General features: G+C 35.7%; 31 protein-coding genes. 17 read left to right on the top strand and 14 right to left on the bottom strand.

The features are described from left to right. Positions 1–33 precede the first annotated feature (33 nt). Together O5635_RS04735 and O5635_RS04730 are read right to left on the bottom strand one after the other, a co-directional pair. Positions 34–378, bottom strand: coding sequence for a hypothetical protein (locus O5635_RS04735; protein ID WP_072013238.1), 345 nt, complete (start codon positions 376–378; stop codon positions 34–36). Positions 379–940: 562 nt separating this feature from the next. Next, positions 941–1,891, bottom strand: a complete 951-nt coding sequence (locus O5635_RS04730) for a class I SAM-dependent methyltransferase (protein ID WP_036900353.1) — start codon at positions 1,889–1,891, stop codon at positions 941–943. Positions 1,892–2,332: 441 nt separating this feature from the next. Between O5635_RS04730 and O5635_RS04725 the strand changes: the two genes are divergently transcribed. The 5 genes from O5635_RS04725 (at position 2,333) to psbF (ending at position 6,013) form a co-directional block, all read left to right on the top strand. After that, positions 2,333–2,461: a hypothetical protein gene (locus tag O5635_RS04725; RefSeq protein WP_269608108.1), complete on the top strand. Its 129-nt coding sequence runs from the start codon at positions 2,333–2,335 to the stop codon at positions 2,459–2,461. 466 nt (positions 2,462–2,927) lie between these two features. Then, the gene (gene folE / locus O5635_RS04720; protein WP_036900351.1) at positions 2,928–3,674 is read left to right on the top strand and encodes a GTP cyclohydrolase I; all 747 of its coding nucleotides are present in this window, start codon (positions 2,928–2,930) and stop codon (positions 3,672–3,674) included. Between the two features lie 263 nt (positions 3,675–3,937). Continuing rightward, positions 3,938–4,642 carry a metal ABC transporter permease gene (locus O5635_RS04715; protein ID WP_081934246.1) on the top strand — a complete coding sequence of 235 codons (705 nt, stop codon included), beginning with the start codon at positions 3,938–3,940 and terminating at the stop codon, positions 4,640–4,642. Between the two features lie 351 nt (positions 4,643–4,993). Beyond that, complete coding sequence (locus tag O5635_RS04710) at positions 4,994–5,596, top strand: hypothetical protein (RefSeq protein ID WP_052042616.1); 603 nt, start codon at positions 4,994–4,996, stop codon at positions 5,594–5,596. A 114-nt stretch (positions 5,597–5,710) separates the two neighbouring features. After that, positions 5,711–6,013 carry a cytochrome b559 subunit beta, long form gene (gene psbF / locus O5635_RS04705; RefSeq protein WP_072013237.1) on the top strand — a complete coding sequence of 101 codons (303 nt, stop codon included), beginning with the start codon at positions 5,711–5,713 and terminating at the stop codon, positions 6,011–6,013. Between the two features lie 133 nt (positions 6,014–6,146). Here the strand turns inward: psbF and O5635_RS04700 are convergent, their stop codons facing one another. Both O5635_RS04700 and O5635_RS04695 read right to left on the bottom strand, forming a co-directional pair. Continuing rightward, positions 6,147–6,611: a nucleoside 2-deoxyribosyltransferase gene (locus tag O5635_RS04700; RefSeq protein WP_036900349.1), complete on the bottom strand. Its 465-nt coding sequence runs from the start codon at positions 6,609–6,611 to the stop codon at positions 6,147–6,149. Next, complete coding sequence (locus O5635_RS04695; RefSeq protein ID WP_036900346.1) at positions 6,611–7,003, bottom strand: phosphoribosyltransferase; 393 nt, start codon at positions 7,001–7,003, stop codon at positions 6,611–6,613. Before O5635_RS04695 ends, O5635_RS04700 begins: the two co-directional genes overlap by 1 nt. A gap of 304 nt (positions 7,004–7,307) precedes the next feature. Here O5635_RS04695 and O5635_RS04690 point away from each other — a divergent pair, with 304 nt between their 5' ends. Together O5635_RS04690 and O5635_RS04685 are read left to right on the top strand one after the other, a co-directional pair. Further along, positions 7,308–7,670 carry a DUF2237 family protein gene (locus O5635_RS04690; protein ID WP_036900345.1) on the top strand — a complete coding sequence of 121 codons (363 nt, stop codon included), beginning with the start codon at positions 7,308–7,310 and terminating at the stop codon, positions 7,668–7,670. Positions 7,671–8,114: 444 nt separating this feature from the next. Then, positions 8,115–8,405 (top strand): hypothetical protein, encoded by a 291-nt coding sequence (locus O5635_RS04685; RefSeq protein ID WP_036900437.1) that lies wholly within the window; start codon positions 8,115–8,117, stop codon positions 8,403–8,405. A 104-nt stretch (positions 8,406–8,509) separates the two neighbouring features. Here the strand turns inward: O5635_RS04685 and O5635_RS04680 are convergent, their stop codons facing one another. Both O5635_RS04680 and O5635_RS04675 read right to left on the bottom strand, forming a co-directional pair. Further along, on the bottom strand, positions 8,510–8,824 hold the full coding sequence (locus O5635_RS04680; RefSeq protein WP_052042613.1) for a hypothetical protein: 315 nt from the start codon (positions 8,822–8,824) through the stop codon (positions 8,510–8,512). Continuing rightward, positions 8,805–9,107 carry a hypothetical protein gene (locus O5635_RS04675; protein ID WP_036900342.1) on the bottom strand — a complete coding sequence of 101 codons (303 nt, stop codon included), beginning with the start codon at positions 9,105–9,107 and terminating at the stop codon, positions 8,805–8,807. Before O5635_RS04675 ends, O5635_RS04680 begins: the two co-directional genes overlap by 20 nt. Before the next feature lie 207 nt (positions 9,108–9,314). Here O5635_RS04675 and O5635_RS04670 point away from each other — a divergent pair, with 207 nt between their 5' ends. From O5635_RS04670 to O5635_RS04650, 5 genes are all read left to right on the top strand, one after another. Then, positions 9,315–10,259, top strand: a complete 945-nt coding sequence (locus tag O5635_RS04670; protein ID WP_036900340.1) for an oxidoreductase — start codon at positions 9,315–9,317, stop codon at positions 10,257–10,259. Positions 10,260–10,401: 142 nt separating this feature from the next. After that, positions 10,402–10,725, top strand: coding sequence for a DUF1499 domain-containing protein (locus tag O5635_RS04665; protein ID WP_036900338.1), 324 nt, complete (start codon positions 10,402–10,404; stop codon positions 10,723–10,725). A gap of 175 nt (positions 10,726–10,900) precedes the next feature. Beyond that, positions 10,901–11,140, top strand: a complete 240-nt coding sequence (locus tag O5635_RS04660) for a hypothetical protein (protein WP_036900335.1) — start codon at positions 10,901–10,903, stop codon at positions 11,138–11,140. Positions 11,141–11,342: 202 nt separating this feature from the next. After that, positions 11,343–11,522 (top strand): hypothetical protein, encoded by a 180-nt coding sequence (locus O5635_RS04655; RefSeq protein ID WP_152557242.1) that lies wholly within the window; start codon positions 11,343–11,345, stop codon positions 11,520–11,522. A gap of 201 nt (positions 11,523–11,723) precedes the next feature. Then, positions 11,724–11,918, top strand: a complete 195-nt coding sequence (locus O5635_RS04650; protein ID WP_036900332.1) for a hypothetical protein — start codon at positions 11,724–11,726, stop codon at positions 11,916–11,918. A gap of 257 nt (positions 11,919–12,175) precedes the next feature. On the opposite strand, the gene O5635_RS04645 is transcribed toward O5635_RS04650, so the two are convergent. The 5 genes from O5635_RS04645 to O5635_RS04625 all read right to left on the bottom strand — a co-directional run bounded on the left by O5635_RS04645 (position 12,176) and on the right by O5635_RS04625 (position 13,152). Continuing rightward, positions 12,176–12,379 carry a high light inducible protein gene (locus O5635_RS04645; protein WP_036900330.1) on the bottom strand — a complete coding sequence of 68 codons (204 nt, stop codon included), beginning with the start codon at positions 12,377–12,379 and terminating at the stop codon, positions 12,176–12,178. A gap of 98 nt (positions 12,380–12,477) precedes the next feature. Then, positions 12,478–12,651 (bottom strand): hypothetical protein, encoded by a 174-nt coding sequence (locus tag O5635_RS04640; RefSeq protein WP_152557241.1) that lies wholly within the window; start codon positions 12,649–12,651, stop codon positions 12,478–12,480. A gap of 94 nt (positions 12,652–12,745) precedes the next feature. Then, the gene (locus O5635_RS04635) at positions 12,746–12,853 is read right to left on the bottom strand and encodes a high light inducible protein (RefSeq protein ID WP_011125327.1); all 108 of its coding nucleotides are present in this window, start codon (positions 12,851–12,853) and stop codon (positions 12,746–12,748) included. A 36-nt stretch (positions 12,854–12,889) separates the two neighbouring features. Beyond that, positions 12,890–13,033 carry a high light inducible protein gene (locus tag O5635_RS04630; protein WP_036900328.1) on the bottom strand — a complete coding sequence of 48 codons (144 nt, stop codon included), beginning with the start codon at positions 13,031–13,033 and terminating at the stop codon, positions 12,890–12,892. Further along, the gene (locus O5635_RS04625; protein WP_072013236.1) at positions 13,033–13,152 is read right to left on the bottom strand and encodes a high light inducible protein; all 120 of its coding nucleotides are present in this window, start codon (positions 13,150–13,152) and stop codon (positions 13,033–13,035) included. The genes O5635_RS04630 and O5635_RS04625 overlap by 1 nt, the downstream gene beginning before the upstream one ends. A gap of 532 nt (positions 13,153–13,684) precedes the next feature. Here O5635_RS04625 and O5635_RS04620 point away from each other — a divergent pair. After that, positions 13,685–13,837 carry a hypothetical protein gene (locus tag O5635_RS04620; protein ID WP_193741983.1) on the top strand — a complete coding sequence of 51 codons (153 nt, stop codon included), beginning with the start codon at positions 13,685–13,687 and terminating at the stop codon, positions 13,835–13,837. Between the two features lie 715 nt (positions 13,838–14,552). Here the strand turns inward: O5635_RS04620 and O5635_RS04615 are convergent. After that, complete coding sequence (locus O5635_RS04615) at positions 14,553–15,440, bottom strand: MBL fold metallo-hydrolase (RefSeq protein WP_036900322.1); 888 nt, start codon at positions 15,438–15,440, stop codon at positions 14,553–14,555. Between the two features lie 239 nt (positions 15,441–15,679). On the opposite strand from O5635_RS04615, the gene O5635_RS04610 reads away from it, so the two are divergent. Next, positions 15,680–16,099: a hypothetical protein gene (locus O5635_RS04610; protein WP_036900318.1), complete on the top strand. Its 420-nt coding sequence runs from the start codon at positions 15,680–15,682 to the stop codon at positions 16,097–16,099. A 131-nt stretch (positions 16,100–16,230) separates the two neighbouring features. Here the strand turns inward: O5635_RS04610 and O5635_RS04605 are convergent, their stop codons facing one another. After that, the gene (locus O5635_RS04605) at positions 16,231–17,160 is read right to left on the bottom strand and encodes a hypothetical protein (RefSeq protein ID WP_152557240.1); all 930 of its coding nucleotides are present in this window, start codon (positions 17,158–17,160) and stop codon (positions 16,231–16,233) included. Between the two features lie 489 nt (positions 17,161–17,649). Here O5635_RS04605 and O5635_RS04600 point away from each other — a divergent pair, with 489 nt between their 5' ends. From O5635_RS04600 to O5635_RS04590, 3 genes are all read left to right on the top strand, one after another. Continuing rightward, positions 17,650–18,081, top strand: a complete 432-nt coding sequence (locus tag O5635_RS04600; protein ID WP_036900314.1) for a hypothetical protein — start codon at positions 17,650–17,652, stop codon at positions 18,079–18,081. A gap of 411 nt (positions 18,082–18,492) precedes the next feature. After that, positions 18,493–18,660, top strand: a complete 168-nt coding sequence (locus tag O5635_RS04595) for a hypothetical protein (protein WP_241462912.1) — start codon at positions 18,493–18,495, stop codon at positions 18,658–18,660. Positions 18,661–18,708: 48 nt separating this feature from the next. Next, positions 18,709–18,999 carry a hypothetical protein gene (locus tag O5635_RS04590; protein ID WP_241462911.1) on the top strand — a complete coding sequence of 97 codons (291 nt, stop codon included), beginning with the start codon at positions 18,709–18,711 and terminating at the stop codon, positions 18,997–18,999. 19 nt (positions 19,000–19,018) lie between these two features. On the opposite strand, the gene O5635_RS04585 is transcribed toward O5635_RS04590, so the two are convergent. Beyond that, a complete protein-coding gene (locus tag O5635_RS04585; protein WP_152557239.1) occupies positions 19,019–19,189 on the bottom strand; it encodes a hypothetical protein in 171 nt (56 codons plus the stop codon). Between the last annotated feature and the right edge of the window lie 21 nt (positions 19,190–19,210).

Genomic DNA, 19,210 nt, shown 5'->3' with positions numbered 1-19,210 from the left:
TCTCTATAGAAATTCCAATAAAAAGCATCTTGCTTACCCCCTCGTAGTTCGTTGATGACCCTTATCGCTTGGCCATTGGAAAAGGCTAAGCATTAGGCAAGCCTTTTTCAGATTTTTCACAAGCAAGTTGGTTTTTTCTGCTGCTGGTGCGGGCCCCTTTAGCTTTTCTTGAAGCTCATGCTCACGTTCATCGATGACTTTGATACGTGACTGATAGCTCTCCTTAAGTCTGTTGCGGGAAATGTCAAGATTGGCGAACTCGTCTTGATGCTGTTTACGCTTGAGCTCCTCTATTTGACTATCAAAGACAACATAAATAGTTATCATTGGACAAAAGAATGAGTCGGGAAAGACATCTTTAAAAAAGGTTTTATGCATGATATTTCTTGCAGTAGAAAGATTACTTTGTTCTTGGTTTTAGAAATAACTAATGATGTAAACCAAAGGAATGTATTTGGTACATATCACCCATTTCGGTTAGTAAAACTTTGGTTAGTAAGAATCACTAAGTTTAAATACTTTAGTAATAACTGTAATTTTAATATGAAAAGATATGCTAAAATTCAAGTAATCGAATAGGGGTAATTATGAAGCTAAGGACTCCATTCACTATCGTTAAAGATCCACTTAGAGATATCGATTATATTAACAATCCCTCTCGTAACTTGACTGAAGTAAAGCAAGATTTTTCCTGGGAAAAGGAATGCGAACTTCATCCTAGTAAATCTACTTGTAAGGTCTATGAAGTGTAAGTAGAATTCTTTGCGGCTCAGTTTGCGATATACAGCTGACTTGCGAAAAGCGTAAGCAGCTTAGCCTGTTTTTTTGATTTGTAATAATGTGAAAATTATAAGGTTAAAAGCAGGTACTAGCTATACCTGAAAATCTAAAAATGATTTAAAACAAACTAGCTAGTTCAGATAAATCTAGATCTAACCTTTTAGATTTTGAATTCTATAGAAAGTAATTTTTTAAGAGCAATTAGGTATTTTTTGATTGGTTGAATCATAGCTTTGAAAATTAGTTGGTTCCTTTCTTGCTTTAAAATAAAATCTGGTTTAATCCATTCTTTAATACTATTTTCTAGTAAATTATTTTTTTCAACTACAAAGTACATATGAATCGAATCATCTCCAAAATCTATTATTTTATATTGTGCTGTAGTAATTAATTTAGCAAAGTTCAATGGAGAAAAATACCAATAGTGAGCATTTTGTATTTGGCCAATATCATACCTTTGTATGTTTGGAACCCCAAGGTAAAGTATTCCTTTCTCTTCTAGGAGTCTAGAAATCTTATTTAAAACTTCTAATGGGTTTAGAATATGCTCAATCACATGATTAAGAATAATTATATCATATTTTTTCCCTTCCTTTAGTGCTTCCTCTAGAAAACCATAACGGATGTCTAGACCTAGTTTTTTTGCACCCATTTCCCTGTAATATTTCCCTGGCTCAAACCCAACTATGTCAGTATAACCATTATTCTTGAATTGTAAAAGATTCCATCCTCCAGCACAGCCTATTTCTAATATAGACTTCTTATCTTTAAATTTAACTAATGGGTTCAATGCATCAAAAATGATAGATGGTTTAGAAAGGGCTAACTCGACTTTTCTATCAAAATAGTTCTCTAGATCTTCATCATCATATATTTGTCGATATAAATCACTGCTATAAAAATTATCCATTTCAGCAGATGGCGGTATAGGGTTTGCCCTTATAATTCCACATTCCAAGCAAAGACAAACTGGATTTTTAATACCATACCTATCTTTTTTAAAAAGGTTAATTCCTGTTGAATTGCCACATAGGCAATTATTATTTAACCAGGTAATTCCACTTAAGTATTTATTGTATCTTTTGACCAATTTTTTTTTATTAGGATCCATTTTTTAGGTAACGTATCTTTATTAGTATAAACTACATTATAGATTTAGCAGCGTTTGGCTTCCTTTGAAGCGATAGAGTTACCGAAACTTTCTTGATGTAACTAAGCCCGATTGAGAATCTGCAATTCCTTTAAAAAAAACTTGCTTTAAAGGAGGATACTTTTTGATTTAGTGGACAAGCGCATTTGACCTTACTGATTCTAATGGATATTCATATTTATTGTTGTTCATGAATAGCCCTTCATTTGGAATTACTCTATGCAATTTATTATTTCCATCGATAGCAAAGTTTAAATGGAAAGCTGTCGAAGAATAAGTGGGATGACTTGAGCTGTTTTGAGGACAGGCAAATCTGAATGCAAGTAACTAAAATGAGTAAAGAAAAACACAAGATGAACATACTCTTAAGATGCCAAAAGAAACAACTAATACTCACTTCTGATGAACCATCTTCTAAAGAGGATTAAGAGCCTTATTTTGACTCTTGTTGCGAGAGGGAAAGAAGCAGAGCATAGAAAAGCTGGTAAAAAATGGGACTCCATCGTTGAAGAGTTAAGGAATCGAAAATGAAACGCTAAGAAATTTGAACTTGCGAGAACCTCACAGAATTGGAATGCAGTGGAGGGATAAACGGCCTACTCCCTCTAATCTATCCGCATAGCGACATTTCACTTTTGATTAAAAAGTTCCTAGGCTCTTCCGATAGCAAGGGTTTAATAAAATCGCTTCTCTTAAAGCGATTATTTAAGAATCTCATGCTCCAATGAAATGATAGGTCTCTCTGCGCTCTTTCATCAAACCAACCATAAGGCAGTTCCCTGAACAAGATCAAATCATGAAAGATGCTGCAAAAGCTTTTGAATGACCACATTGCTCTTGAGACCTAGATAAGTTAAATTTTTTACCTTGATCATTCAAATCTTTGTTAGACCTATCAAGTGAGTGTTTTCCCTATATGGAATGCTAATCCAGTATGATAGGGTCAAAGCTCTTAAATTAAAGGTTATCTGGTTTTTGTTTATTTAACACAGAATTTATGACTTCTACAGCACCTAATGAGAATATTAAAGATGATCTACAAGAAAAGATCTCATGCAAGTTAGTATCAGAAATAATTCGCGAACGTATAAAGGCTAATGGAGCCAGATTTCATGCAAATGATAATATTTCTGATTATATTTTACCCGGTGAGTTAGAAACTCTTGAGAAAGAGGTCGCTACTCGAGTGAGAGATTTACTGAAAACTTTATTGATTGATATTGATAATGACCATAATACGCAAGAAACAGCAGAAAGAGTATCAAGAATGTATATCAATGAAGTTTTTAAAGGCAGATTTTATCAACAGCCAAAAGTTACTAGTTTCCCAAATGATAAGAACTTAGATGAAATATATACTGTTGGACCAATTACTGTTCGATCTGCGTGCTCTCATCATTTAGTGCCAATTTTAGGTGATTGTTGGATTGGAATTAAACCAGGTGAGAAAGTGATAGGTCTTTCAAAGTTTGCAAGAGTAGCTGATTGGGTTTTTTCTCGACCTCATATTCAAGAAGAAGCTGTGATGATACTCGCAGATGAAATTGAACGTTTATGTGAACCTAAAGGCTTGGGCATTATTGTAAAGGCTCAGCATTACTGTATGAAATGGCGAGGTGTTAAAGAGCCAGATACAAGCATGATTAATTCAGTTGTTAGAGGTGATTTTCGTCATGATTCAAGTTTGAAGCAAGAGTTCTTTGAGCTTGTTAGGCAGCAATCAAATGTTGCTAAGACTTATTAGGCTTACACTTCAAGAATTTGTGATCAGTTTTCTTTGAAGCATAAGGTTCACACTCATACCCCAAGCTATCTATAAAGCTTGGTTTTTTTTTTACTTCTGTTTTGAAAAGTGTTAACTCAGCAGAGCACTTAAAAGGGCTTCGCTTTTTTCTGGATTACTGTTCTTAGTGATTTTTAGAATTAATCCTGAAAAAAACTTCTTTTATTCTGTCATCGGGTCGCATCTTGGTGCGTTTGATTTATTTTTAAGGTGCTCAATTCTGGATGTATCCAACTCTGATATTTCCAGCTCATAAAGATCAAGAATTTCTCTCATTGCCAGACTTGGCTTTGGCAGTAGCACTTGGAGTTGACCCGTCTATTGGGGGAATTCTCAGTGGGTTGTCAGGAGCGCTTATAGCAGAAAGTTTGACAAATAAAAAAAATGAAAGTTATGAAGCAGTAATGAACACAATACTTGCTGGATCGCTAGGACTAGGGGTTCTTCTGATCCCCATACTTGGAATAAGAATTGACCTTGAATCGATTCTTTTCGGGGATTTATTAACAGCTAATGTCGGAGATTTAGTAAGAAACATTATCGCCTTCGCATCATTTATTTGTTTGATGTTGTACGGTTACTCCAAACTTGTTCATATTGGATTAGATCCAGAAGGTGCTGCCGCAAGTGGTATAAGAGTTCCTTTTTTAAACATAGCTCTTGGGATCACAACTGCTCTTGTCATAGTCAGTTCAATGGCTGCAATGGGTGTAATCCTTGTAATTGCTTTGCTTTCCATGCCAACTTTATGGGGGTTGCACCAAGCTCCCTCTTTGCGGGTAGCCATGGCGAGATCTTCAATGTTTGGACTTGTTATATCAATCTTAGGTTTTGTATTTAGTATTGGCTTTAATTTATCTCCAGGACCTCTTATCTCTGTGATCTGCATGGCTTCACTGGTATTCTTACCCAGAAAAACCAGTAATTGAATCTTTAGATTATTGTTAGAGGTATGGAAATTTAAATTTAAAGAGTAATCTCCCTCCTGTCTTTTTTAGATCTAAGTACAAATAATAATGGTAATATTACGACCATTAAAGTGGCGAAAATAAGAATAAAATTGATTGTGGAATTATTTACTCCTAGCTCAGATCTCATTAGCCCAAGAACATTTAATAGCATCTTCCCACTTAGAATTAATATTTATATTAAGACAATTGTTATGAAGCTTCTGTTAAAAAGTTACCTAGCTTTGATCAGATTGATACACTTAAAGGGATTATTTTATATATCCCTTCAGCTTAAATATCATAGGGTTCAATGTAAAACTAATTAAGGATATGGCAAACAAGGAAGACCTCGAAATTAATGAAAGTATTATCCAAAACAATGATTCTGGGAAAGAAAATATATCAACCGCAGAAGTAGCATTTAATACAAGCTCTTTGCCTGGTGATGAAGATTTACAAGTCTATAAAAAAAATCCTCTTAAGGATCAACAGTTAATCGTCGAAGAGTATCAAGCTACTACAAATAAAAAGAGTTTAAGCAAGCCCTCTATTTATTTCGAAGATGTTGCTAACTCAATAGAATCTGCTTTTCCTATTAATAGGCCTCTAGAGCAAACAGCTTTTCCTCACCCTCGTAATTGGTTGGGACCTCGTTTTATGGCAGTCTGGACTCTACCAATTATTGCAATCAATAAAACAAGATTTTTCCTAACATCTTCAAATCCCGTTAAGCCATACCAAGACACGCATAATAAGCTTACTAAAGCTGAAACAATCTTTACAGCAACACAGAAAGTTTTCAAAGGATCTAATTCAATTAGGTTCTTCGGCCCACTTTTCTTATCTATATGGGTATTACCGCTTGCGCTGACAGGTACTGCAATGGAAATACTCTTTGTTGGCCCCTTAAAAGGCACTAGTCCTTTTGGCTAAATAGATTTAATTTACTAACATTAAAAAGTAGAAAATCGAACACTAGAAAGATCATTTAGTTTCTGAAGAAAATAAATTAGTGATAAATATATATTACCTATCAATATAACCAAAATGATTTTGAAAATTTTGTTAGTAGTTTCACCGATACTAATATCAATCATTTCAACAATACTATGGCTCTCTGTGTGGGGTGTTTTGAAATGGGACAATAACACTATCCCAGGCTTTCCAACAATTGAAAATATTCAAGACTGGGAAGATAGTGGTGTAGTGCCTGATAATAGACCTAATGGTGGTTATCCAGTTTTCACAGTAAGAACATTAGCTGTTAATGCATTAGGCATACCTACAGTTTTCTTTTTAGGAGCAATATTTGCTATGCAGTTTATTAGAAGGGGTCTTTTTCAAGCCTAGTAAAATTTATGAACCAAATGAAAGCTCTTGACCAAGTGGTATTTTTTGTACTCTCAATAACAGCATTTACTTGGCTATCTTTTGTCACAACTGGTTACCTTTGTAACATCTATTTTTAAAAATAAGAACTGATTTAGTTCAGTAACCATTCAAATAAGGCTTTCTCTGGAGAATTAACTTCTTCAACTGAAGTGTAGAAATAATCTTGCCAGTTATCGGCTGGCAAGCCAGCAAAAAGCATCAGGTTAAGAGGGTAGTCTTCTGAATCAGTACATCTTCTAAAGTCATCACGAAATAAAAAAGTTGGTTTACCTAACGCTATCGCTGCCCCTAGCTCAACCATTACTCCTTCATCAGGAGGAGTGCCGTTCACAATTGCAAAGATACCATCTGAGTCCTTTAAGTCTTGAAGATCAGCCACCGCTACTTTGTATGCCCAACCTGGATGTGAAAAATCTTGTTGGGCGTTACGTTCGAAAGGTTCCCAAACTTCAGCACCCATTGCCTCTAAGACAGAAACGAATTCTGGTAGAAGCTTTTTACTCCATTGCGTAGAGAAACCGTAAGGAGAAGCAAGATAAATAGTTTTTTTTGCCATTAATTTTTAATCCTCGACAATTGATAATCTTTCATATCTTTTGCTGCATTATCCTTATTCTCCCATGGAAAAATAAGCCATTCATCAGGTTTTGCAAGTTCAACAGCATGCCACCATTTAGGTTTCACTTTGCTAAACCAAACAAAAGCAGTGACTTCAGGAGTATTAAGTACTTGACTCAGGCTTCTTCCAGTTTCATAGACATCATCAACAACAAGACAACCTTTTTTTATTTGTGTTAGCAGGGGGATACCTAAAGAATGACTTAAGGCAACTGATAAACAGAGCCCTCCTCTAGGAATACCATAAACACCAGAAAAATTTTCCCCTTTAGATGAAGAGGTAATACTCTTTACACAGGAATTGAATTCATCCCAGCTGATTATCTTCATTGCTTTACTTGGTCAATAAATCTTTTCCAACTTAGGTTAGGTTCCATTCGTTTTACGGGGAATGTTGGCTAGAATTCTGTTCCCATAAATTCATTTAGAATGAATGCCTTAATTGATCACTGGACACGAAGGCGCTCATAATTAATAGAAGTGAGAGTTATCTGCATACATTATGACAACCACATCAATTAGCAGTTGTTCGTTTGCAAAAGGGAGAGAGCAAAAGTTTTGCTCTTATCAACCAAGGCTCTCAGATCCCAAAATCTTTCAGATCAAACTAATCAGTAAGGAGTAACATCAAAACATGGAAACAAAAAATGTTCTCGGTACTGCACTTGAAGCTTGTAGTTGTAGTCCCATGACTGGTTGGTATCGAGATGGTTCATGTAGAACTGATGCAACTGATATGGGTATGCATACTCTTTGTGCAGTAATGACAGAACAATTTCTTTCTTATAGCAAGGCCCAAGGGAATGATCTTTCAACTCCTCAGATTGGCTTCCCTGGTCTAAAGGCCGGAGATCATTGGTGCCTTTGCGCTCCAAGATGGAAAGAGGCATATCAAGATGGTATGGCTCCTTTAGTTAATCTTCGAGCAACAGAAGAAAGTACCCTCTCTATTATTGATTTAGATATTCTAAAGCAATTTGACTTTAGGAATAGCTAGTTCTTATCCATCAAGGTTCCTCTTGGCTCGCAGCACTGAGATTTATCCATTAAGTTTCCCAGTCATTGCCATCATCATCTTCTTCGCATTCATAGCTCAGTAGAGAATCCCTAGGTTTCTCATTGCTCTCTTCTTTATTTTGAGAAGACTGGTCTTTTTCGCTTGACATAAGAAAGTTTGAGTAAATTTTTTGGATTCACTTAAGCATCAGCTTATTGCTCAAAGTTCACAAGTGGTTAGAAACTACTGTATTTGATTTGTGCCAAATGAACTCCTTGCAATATCGAGCTGCAATGATTTGTGGATGTGCTTCATGTTTGCAATTTTTTTAAATCTCATCATTATTTGCAGCATGCTGAGATACAACAATCTTGAAACTGTACTTCGATGGTCAGTAGTTCAAAGCCTTATGAGCTATAACTATTGGCCTCTGAGAATTTCATAATGCAATCACAAAGCGGTTTGTCTGAGGTTGGAGCTCAGGAACGTATTAAACAGTTTGCTTTTAATAACTGGGAAAGACTTACTGATCGTCAGAAGACGTATGCCAAAAAGGCATGGGGAATCATTACTTATAAATGGCGATGGCAGCTAGCAATGAATGTCCCCTATCTTGCTATTTTTGTTCTTGATAGAACCATCCCAGCAGTTCATCAATTTGATATGGCTTTATTGGCAACGGTTACTTCAAAGATTCCAATTCCAGCTTTTATATCTTCATTGATTGGCCTTTAAATAATTCTTTTCACTGTTTGTGATTTTGTAAAGAATAGGTCTATTTATTTATAACAATGATGCCTTTCTAATTAGTTCATTTTAAATATATCTGAATTAAACTCTCATTTAAATAGCTTTCCTTTCTCGAAGAATCTATATAGGAACAAAATGGTTAACCCGGTAATGATTAGAGGTGTATAAGCTCTAATCATCGATAGAATCGGAAAAGCTATTAATGGAATTATTAGAACTCTCTTGGTTACTAATTTCTCTTGATCTGTTAAATCTTTCCATCCTAAATATCGTCTCCATTGAAATACTCTTTTCATTTCTCTTTCTTTATAATACCTTGTATTATCAAATATCTTAAGAAGCCATTTCCGCCACTCATAATTTGAATTGAAGTTTTGAGCCATTTTAAGAGATTTTATAACCATTACTTACCAGTTCATCAAAAACTTTTGCACCTCTTGCTTTACCCCCTATAGGTACTGGACTTACTTGATCAAGCACAGCTGCAAAACAAGTGATCCATAAACTTCCTTTGCAAACAGAGGCGGCTTGGCAAATATGGTCTGGAGCAGTTTTAACACAACCCTGACTTCTTGAAATCTTTATGCTTGCGATTTGAGAGTCAAGTTCTAGCTCTAGCAGCTTGGCCTCCTGCTTTGTTATTGTTGTTCCATGAGCATGGCATTCCAGTAACATTTGGTAATTCATTTGGAGTTTAATTTTTTTGAAGTATTAATTTGTGCATTGTTATGGCATTAAACTAATCAAAAGATTTTTCTATTTTAATATTTAATACTTTTTAAGAAGCTGTTAGGCTCACTAATGGTATTGCCTGGATTATTCATGTTTATGATCATGGCCTTAATATTTAATATAACTGATAATTTTAACATTGATATTTTCAATGCAAACTAAATGACTTGGTCTTTTAATTCAATCCCTTGCCAGGAAGGTCGTATAGCTTTTATCACAGGCGCAAATAGTGGTCTAGGGCTAGATACTGCATACGCTTTATTGAGCAAGGGTGCAACTGTGATTCTTGGCTGTAGAAATATAGAAAAGGCTGAACAAGCAAGAGAGAAACTTGTTGATGGAACAGGTTCTCAAACGGTAGAAGTTCTGCAGATAGATCTTTCTGATTTAGAAAACGTAAATAGAGCTTTAGAAAAAATTGCTTTAAAATATACGAAATTAGATCTGTTAATTAATAATGCCGGAGTCATGGCACCTCCGCAAACATTCAGCAAACAACGCTTGGAACTTCAATTTGCAGTAAATCATATAAGTCATATGGCATTAACTTTAAATTTATTGCCATTGCTTGCAAAAAAACCAGGTGGACGAGTTGTAACTGTTTCTTCTGGAGCCCAATATATGGGCAAAATTAATTGGGAAGACCTTCAAGGCGAGAAAAAGTATGATCGATGGAAGGCATACTCTCAAAGCAAACTTGCAAATGTTATGTTTGCTCTGGAATTAAGTGAAAGGATAAAGGCTGCATGCTTAGACCTTGCATCGTTAGCTGCTCATCCTGGTTTGGCTCGGACTAATTTACAGTCAACATCGATTAAATCTAATGGATCTTGGCAAGAGGCTATAGCCTACAAATTAATCAATCCGATTTTTCAAAGCTCACGTATGGGATCTCTCCCTCAGTTGCTTGCCGCAACTAACCATAATGCAAAAAATGGTGAGCAATATGGACCTAGATTTAACTTTAGAGGTCACCCTAAAATTTGTCGGATAGCTCCTCTTGCTTTAAATAGTGATGCAAGAGCTCAACTTTGGTCGGTAAGTGAAAAATTGATTGAAAGTTTTGTTGATATCACACAAGGGAAGAAGCTTTTGAGTAGAAAATAATAACTACTCCTTATGCCACGATTTAAGAATCTAGGGGGTTTCTTGAAAAGGATAGTTCCGCTGGTTCAATTCCTTTTAGCTAATTTAGACAGAAGTTGGCATGATGTGTTTGTGGCACATCTACTACTTTGAGACTTTTGGAATGACATCATCTCGATCTGGCCTTACTGCTTGTGTTAGTCAAGGAAATTGCATCTTTGTTCAGAAAGAATTTAAAGATGCTGACAAAACTTTCAATCAGCTAAAAGAAATTGCAAAAAATATTCCTAGAACAACAGTTGTCACCGATACTAAGAATTATTTGAAAACTATTTGTAGAAGTTTAATCTTTAGATTCCCAGATGACCTTGAGATATTGAAACTAAGTCAAGGAATTATTCAAATAAAATCTGCTTCCAGATTTGGTGCTAGTGATTTAGGGGTTAATCAGAGAAGGGTTAGTTACTTATTGAAGAAATTGTCTTAGGCACGGTTTATCCTTTTAATTGGTCAAATGGATATTGGAGAATAATTGAAAAATATTAAGTGCCAAGTTATCGCTTTGAAGAGATTTCAATTTTAATTAGCCATGCAGCTTTCTTTGTTGGCTCGCAATGTTGCAAAAAAATTTCATATAATATTCATGTTAACTGTTTATTTCAATGACTGAACAAGACTCAAGCCAAAAGAAAAATTGCGGAAATAAGAAAGGTGCAATGCTTGCCTACGGTGTCATCCAATTAGGCACTAGCATTATCTCTGCATTATCTCTGGCTGCAATTGCAATTGGTTTCTGTGCTGTCAAGCAAGAGTCCAAGGTGTTTACTACATGCGTAGAAGAAGTTAGAGAAAATGGTAAGAGTTCTTCCCAAGCAGTTCATTTTTGCAATGGAGGCAGATAGGAGACTAGCATTCCCTTGTTGGATAGAATGATAAAAACTGTTAGATTCCTTTAGGCTAAAAGTGCTTGACTATTTCTATTAGCATCTTCTCTTTTGTATATAGCTATAAATTATTACTAGGTAAGACAATTACACGGCATAGATATTGATTAATAAGATTTTGAGTGTGAACTTTAGAAGTGAAAATACCTTTTAATAAAACATGAATCAATTCTGGAGACTTTTTACCTCTGACTATGTTCAGGATTTTGTTGACTCCGTCACAATACCTACTAGCTATGATTTAGTTGAATCTTATAGAAAACAGTTTGACAATGAGGTCAAGGTGCATCAGGAGAATATAGCCAGCTTGACTGGGAAGTTTCGTGGTTCATCTCAATAAAGCTAAGCCCAACAAGATGACTTCTTTCATCTATAAATACTAATATTAGAAAACTATTGTTTGCATAATGGTGCTAAAGCAGCATCGTGCTCATCAAGGTTGAAACCATTAGATTAACAAACTGTCCTATTAGTATTAGGCAGGTATTTACTTTGCTTAGAAACAAAAGCAAGTTATTTTGACTCTAAATGCTTACTTGTCATGGCAATTGACCCTGAAGTTATTCCTCCTGCAAGTTCAGCAGGTTCTAATGCAGTCCGCTTTACCCCACTTTGGATGATCTACTCCTTGTTGGGGTTGGGAGTATTGATTTTTGTAGGAGTATTAAAAACTATGTTCCCTTTGATTTTAATGTCATTACTACTTTTAATTATTTGGAAGCAAGCGACCAAATAATTAAAAGTAGACAAATGCTGGCTTTATTGCGGATTTCATGAGGAGCTCCAATAAAACCTTTCAAGGATTGTTATCCCTAAACTAATTACTACCCCGCCTGTAAAGAAGGTTGTGAGAAGTAGCTGTATATTTTTCATTACTATTTTTCTATTTTTTTTAGAGACATTCGATGATCTCGAATTAGGAGAAAACTGGAATGAGCTAGTTCAAAATGGTTAATTATTTTTTTTGAGTAAATGATAAGTAGTGTCTGCGAATTAAAAAATACCTGGGATTACTTGACCTGTTGAGATGTATGAACCCAATAGTGCTATGAATCCAATCATTGCCCATCGGCCATTAGCCTTTTCAGCTTCCTCTATATAACCTGAATAGTTTGCTACCAGTTCTGGTTGAGCTTCAACAGGAAATGCATTTTGACGATTGCCTGATTCAGTCGTGATGTAAGAAGAAGATGTCATTTTTAAATTGAGGTTTTAAAGTTTTAAAGTACGGTTCGCCTTTTAGTGATCAAACTGTCTAATAAGAAATGGTGCTGATTAGCATTTGTTCAAGCGATTCAAATTCTGCATCCAAGGTGAATCTGACCCCTATCGAGTAGGCGGCCAAGCTTTAAAGCCATAGATTCTTCGCACCTGGAAAAAGTTAATTGGTTTCTAGCTACCCATCCCAATTCATCTTGAGTAATAATTCCAGATGAAATAGATGTTAGAAATAATTGACCTAACCCCATTTAAAATCTCTCCAAAAATAAATATGAAGAGATTTTTCTATAGGCAGTACTTACAAGTTGTTGTAAAGGCTTGAAAGGATTGCATTCCATGTATTTAAAAGATTCCAGGAATGATTTGCCCAGTAGTTGCATAAGCGCCAAAAGCGGCAACGAAGCCAAGCATTGCTGCCCAGCCATTAAATTTTTCGGCTTCAGGAGTCATGATAAAAAAAATAGTTGTAATTGAATAAGAACTTACTTAAAGAAAACCAGGAATGATTTGCCCTGTAGACGTATAGGCTCCTAAAAGAGCAATTACGCCAATTAGTGCAGCTCTTCCATTAATCTTTTCGGCTATGACTTTGCTATTTTCGAGTCTGCCCGAAGGATTGGATTTGTTCATTAGAAGGCTCCAGGAATGATTTGACCAGTTAAAAGGTATGTGCTTAAAAGAAGCATGAACCCAATCATTGCTGGCCTGCCTAAAGCAATGTCTAGGACTGAGGTGTTGGATTGATCCACGTGAAAGAAAGAATGGATGTAACGAAATATAACCAAAATTGTTAAGGAGTGTGAAGCGTGGATGTTCGGTTAGCCCCCTATCGAAATGTTTTTTTTGTGCGGTTTTAGACGTGGGCTCTCCAACGCTGTTGTTTTATAAATTAGTTATCATCATGGAACAATTGGTCATTGACAATGAATGCTCCCTTGACTCATATCAATTTCTTTAATGCGATCATTGCCTTATATGTGATTGGTTATCAACTTACTATCTGCATTAATTGGAGTTGGATACCTATGAACAAAGAGGATTACGATGTACCTTATAAAACTAGATGGCTAAACGCTTTTCAAAACAGGTGATTTTAAAATGAAATCGCGCTTTCTGCCCTAGTAGCATTATGGTACACAGCATCTTCGTTTTCTGATCGTTGCTTTCTTCTTTGCCCCGTTTCTTCTTTTAGAAAGTACGTTTCATCTATGCTGTATGTACTAAAGCTTTTGATCACCCAGTAAAATATTGTCTAATATATCCTTACTAGCTAAACCCATAGTGAACAAAATTCTCCTAATATTTTTTGCACTTGCTCTAAGTGCTGGACCAGCTCTTTCTTGGGGGTGGGGTGGCGAAGGTGGTGAATGCCCTTATTCAAAAGATCAGTCTAACCAAGAGAAAACTGAGCAAGTTAAAGAGTCGGATGATTAAAGCTAATGAGCGATAAAAAGATTCATGGATGAGTCTTCAAAGTCTTGATAACTATAAAGCAAACTAAATGAAGAGCTTTTGATGGCAACTTTTGCTTGGTTAAATGCGTTTATGAGAAGATTGAGGAATAAGCTATTCCTTATTTACGCTAAATGAAATCTACAAATGAAACAAGAAATTTTCAATCATGATAAGTCATGAAAAGTCTATGGCTCAAACTATTAGTTGATTACTATCTAGCAATGAAAGGGGGTAATTTCTATAAAGAACCTATAGGAGAAGATTATAATTACCCTGATTGGTGAAAATTGATAATCTTACTTTTGCACTTTCTATCCTTTTAGAATCAATTAGTTTTTATTTGCAATAGTTCTAAACTAAGAATTATAGCCATCACCACTTAACTATTCTCATATGAATAACTCCAATTCAAAAGTTATCAATAATCTTAAATGGGATTGATTAGTAAAGATATACTCCATTATGAATGGCTAAGATCTAAGTTCTAAGTAACCAATAATTTTTAGATCTATGGGAGAAGCTAAGAGGAGAAAAGAACAGGGTTTGCCTCCAAGGATTCCAAAGAAAGAATCAAAACCTAAATCAAGCAACCTGTTGGTTAAATACCCTCGCTTACCTTTATGGATCGGGCTTGTATTTGGAATTTTCTTGGTTTGGGATTTAATGAGAACCTATTCATAAAAACTGATTTTTGTTAAGGCAGTTTGACGGCATAATTTAATGTTTGCCTTATAGCATTTCTCCATTCCCCCGAGGTGAATTGATGAGCATGTCCATGGCCGGGTAGCAACCAACTTATATCAAGATCTTGGAGTAATTTGATTGATTTCAATTGTTCTTCCCAACTCCACCAGCAAAAATCTTTTGATGCAACAACAGCTTGTTTTTCTAGATTCCACCAAAGGTGATCTCCACTAAAAAGTATTTGTTGTTGCTCGCCAAGTATTGCAACCATTGACCCTTGAGTATGACCTGGTGTGGGAACCAGCCTCAGATTGATCCCTAAAGAAAGGCTTGCGAGCCCTTTTACTGTTTTCTCAGCTTTAGGTGCTGCATCTGCATCATTTTGATGAATCCATCTTTCACATTGAAAATATTTATTCCAATGCGCATGGTCTGCTACATCATCTCGATGAGTTAGAACTATTTGTTTAATACCACCCATCTTTTTTATTCGTCTAGCCAGTGGAGCACTCCAACGAGGTGAATCGATAAGTACATTGCCATCTGATTTCATAATTAGCCAACTGCTAGCACCAAAGCTACGCTTGGAACTCCAGCCACAGTAATAAACATCCCCTGCCGAATGTTTTGTAACTAGGATCGGGAAAAGATCAGGAGATAAATTGGAAGTTATAGATTTTGGTGCTCCAATTGCGGCCACAGGACAATCGATAAGAGCTAAAAGAGCCTTTTTAATTTCTTGTTGTCCAGTTGGCTGAGCATGAACATAGGAACTGCTTCCGTTTGAGGCAAAATGCTCAGGGTCTATATACCAGCAACTACCACAATCAATGCAGCTAGAGTCTACAAAAAATAGACCGTCCGAATTGCTGCTTACGCGATTTTTAATCCTAGCCATAATCTTAAATAGTATCTAACTCGTGTACTTTTCTTTTGTTGAATTATTAGGACTGAATTAATAGGAAACCTTTTTAAGGATTATTTACTTGGATTGTGCAAAAAACTATCAAGACCCAAACTGCATGACTATTGCATATAGGCAGAGGTGACTAATGATTAATCTTCTTAGTCATTGTTTGGTTTTAAGCAAAGTCTGAAATAATTAAATGGTTTAAGAGCGGTTTCCTCCTTCAATACATGAAAAAATTTTTATTCGCGATAGCTTTTACAGTTTTTGCTCTTCCTGCTAGTGCAGAAATTTATAAAATTCGCCTATCTGGAGGTGGTAATGCTTATTGGACAGGGGCCGCTAATAGTTATGTGAGGATTGAAACAAGGCAAGGAAATATAGTCCAATTATTTCAGTCGACATTAGTTTCGAATATGCTGACTGGATTAGGCAAATGGTGGGACCACCCTGTTATTGCCTCAAGAGCTTGTCCTTTTACTAAAGATGAGTGGAGTGAAGCTAAGAACTGCATTATTGGAACATTGAATACAATCGCACTCCCTGAAGGTGCTAATCCTAAAGACTTTGTGTATGAATTTAAATGGGAAGAAAATGGGTCAACCCAGCAAGCTAAAGCTGATCTGAAAAATGCAAAACCTGAAAGCTAAACTCTATAGAGATAGAGATAAAAATGTGATTTGTAAAAATATCTCAAATATGTAGATGATAAAAAGCTATCGATGCCAATAGCGTTTAGACCGTATAGTTTTCAACTATTACTTCAAGCTGATTCTTTGGACTAGGATTGTTTTTTTTTGACGTTGCTTTCCTCAGATTGACTAATAGAAGTTTTCAATTCGCCTAGGGGAGAACCGATGGCGTTATTTGAAGTAGGTATTCTTGATAACTTTTTAAAGATGTTACTTCCAGAAGCTTTTAAGATTTTAATAGATGATCCAGTTGCATTACTTGATTTTGGCATGTTAGGGATTTTGCTGAAAATCTTACTGCCTGAAGCTCTTAATGCTTCTAAGGTTGTTCCCATGGGATTACTTGATTTAGCCATGGTTGGAATTTTTTCAAAGATTTGACTCCCCGAAGCTTTCAACGTTTCTATAGATGCACCCATTGCATTGCCCGACTTGGACAACAATTGCATTTTGTAGATTTTCCCAAAGATGTTTTCTCCAGATGTCTTCAAAATCCCTAAGGATGAACTTGTAGCATTTTTCTCACTAGGTTCGGTGTAATCAAGGGTAGGCTCATCTGCATTAGGTTCGGTGTAATCAAGAGTAGGCTTATCTGCATTAGATTCGGTGTAATCAAGGGTAGGCTTATCTGCATTAGGTTCGGTGTAATCAAGGGTAGGCTTATCTGCATTAGGTTCGGTGTAATCAAGGGTAGGCTTATCTGCATTAGGTTCGGTGTAATCAAGGGTAGGCTTATCTGCATTAGGTTCTCTTTGATCGATAACCTCCTTGGAGGGCTCCTTCCTTACTTTTTCCTCCCACTTTTGTTTAGCTGCTTGAGTTTTTAATTTGCGTGTAAGTACTTTTTGGTCCCAATCATTTGTTCCTAGATCAACAGAGTCAACTATTGACTCTGTTGATTGCTCTGGGACTTTGGAATTATCGTATGGTCTATTCAACTTTAAAAAGGCTCTCAATTTTTTTGCTAGTAAAGTTGCTTGAACAAGAGCGCTGGGTTTTTGATAACTACTTTCTTTCATTACCATAATTATTTTAAAGTAAGGTTAATTGATTGGTTCAATATTGCCAGCATTAAGGATGTAATGTAATAAGAGATAGGTGACCTGTTTTCTTGAAGGCTCTGAACTGTCAGAGATTACTCTAGGATTTCTGCAAGGGAATATTGACTCAGATTAAAGAGTAGTAAGCTGTGTTTTGATATTAAACATGCACAAGCTTGAATAAGTATGAAAAGATTGCTTGAACATCTTAAATGTTAATAGAAATTGTTAATTCCTTGGTCGCTTTCTTGCAACTTACTCTAACTTTTAAAATTAGCTAAGCTGATAAGGTGAGCAGGGGCAATCTTGCGAAGTAAACTGGGTCTCTCTCTAGTAAAAAGGCAACCGGCTTCTATTTGCTATTCTTTATAGGCTTGTTTTAGTTACTGCTTAAGAAAGATTTCTATTCACTTTGGTCTACTACCTCAAATCTAGCCTAGATTAGTTATTATTTTCAGCCATCTCCATATGACAAAACCACTTGAATTCAGTAGCTTTTTTGTACTCCTTAATGCAATAAAGGAAGGGGATTTAAGCAAGAAAGAAGAGTTAAGTTCAATCTTAATCCAATACAAAGAAGGTAATGATGCAAGCAGTTTTTTAGATGAACTGGGACAACTATATTTATATATAGCAATACAAGAGTTATTTAATTATACAAGCTCTATGGATTTAAAGCTGATTGGGAAATACACTAAAGAAGACTGGGATGAGCTTGCTAATAAAAATAATTGTGACCTTCCAGTTTTTCTAGCTAATGCCATGATAAATCATGTTAAAGATAATCAAGTTATAGAACAACTGGCATCAAAGTGGCAAACTCCAGAGCGAGAAGTTAGAAAACATATAAGACAATTGTCAGCTTATATAACAGAAGGTATTATTGATGTTCTGGAATAAGGCTGTTACTCTAATACTCCAAATTATTAAAATAATTAATATAAAAAATGGACTATTTGCTTTAGCTTTTAAAGGCTTTTGTTGAGAAATAATAATTAGTCTTCTTTTTTTGTTTCAGTGATTCGAATGCTCAATCCAACATATATAATTATCCATCCTATTAAGGGTGACCAAAGTTGCCAATGATTTAAATTATCTGATCCCAAGAAATCCATGTGATAACTTTAGCTCTAGAAGAACTTTTTTGTTTTTGTTTAAACAACTATTTACCTAGAGAACTTTTTATTTTATTTGGAGGTGTTATAAATGTAGCTAATCTGGCTACCAAGTTGAAGCTTAACTTCATAATAGATTGAGTTAATTAACGCATATAATATGCATTCTGTTCATCAATTTATCTATAATACAAGAATGCAAACAAGTTCAACTCCTCGCATATCAATGTTGGCTAGATATGCTGCCATCGCTGTCTCACTTGTAACCTACTTCTTGGCACCAAACGCTGTAAATGCATGCGTAGAAGGCTTGGCGTGGGGCATGGATCGCTCAAGTGTTGAGAGACTCTTGGCGTTCCTTTGACACCTGTAAAAAAATCAACCAAGCCTAGATATTTTTGAAGTAAGAGATTTGAAAATAAGTGGATTACCTGTTGATACCCTCCGAGTTCATATTGAAGATGGATATGGATTACAGGAACTTGCTTACGAGTTGAATTCTGAAAACATGACCGAAGTATTGGCGGGCTTAAGGCATCGTTTTGGCACACCTGTTGGTGCCACCATTGAAGTCAATAGGTCGTATCCTCAGCAGCAATGGGTATGGCATGCCGGAGAAGACGTTATTACTGCAGTCAAGAGTGAAGTAAGGCCTTTTCTGCTTTATTATCGTCCATCACTTCTAGATCCTTCAATCCTTTAAAAAGATTTTCTATACACCCTTAATCAGCATAGCCATCATCATCTTGTGAATGCACACGTTGTGGTGAGTTTCCAGTCTGCTCATACCATGGATGAACGTATGCCTCTTTATCTGAGTAGACTTCACTTTTTAGTTCATTTAATAAGGTTTCCAAGTCTTGGATAATTCTTTTTAAATTTCTTTTTTCCATTAATTAAGAGCAATTTATAAG

This window comes from Prochlorococcus marinus str. MIT 0919, from assembly GCF_027359375.1.
In the GTDB taxonomy this organism is placed as follows: domain Bacteria; phylum Cyanobacteriota; class Cyanobacteriia; order PCC-6307; family Cyanobiaceae; genus Prochlorococcus_D.
The sequence above is the reverse complement of the archived record's forward strand: the minus strand, read 5'-3'. Positions and strand labels throughout refer to the sequence as shown.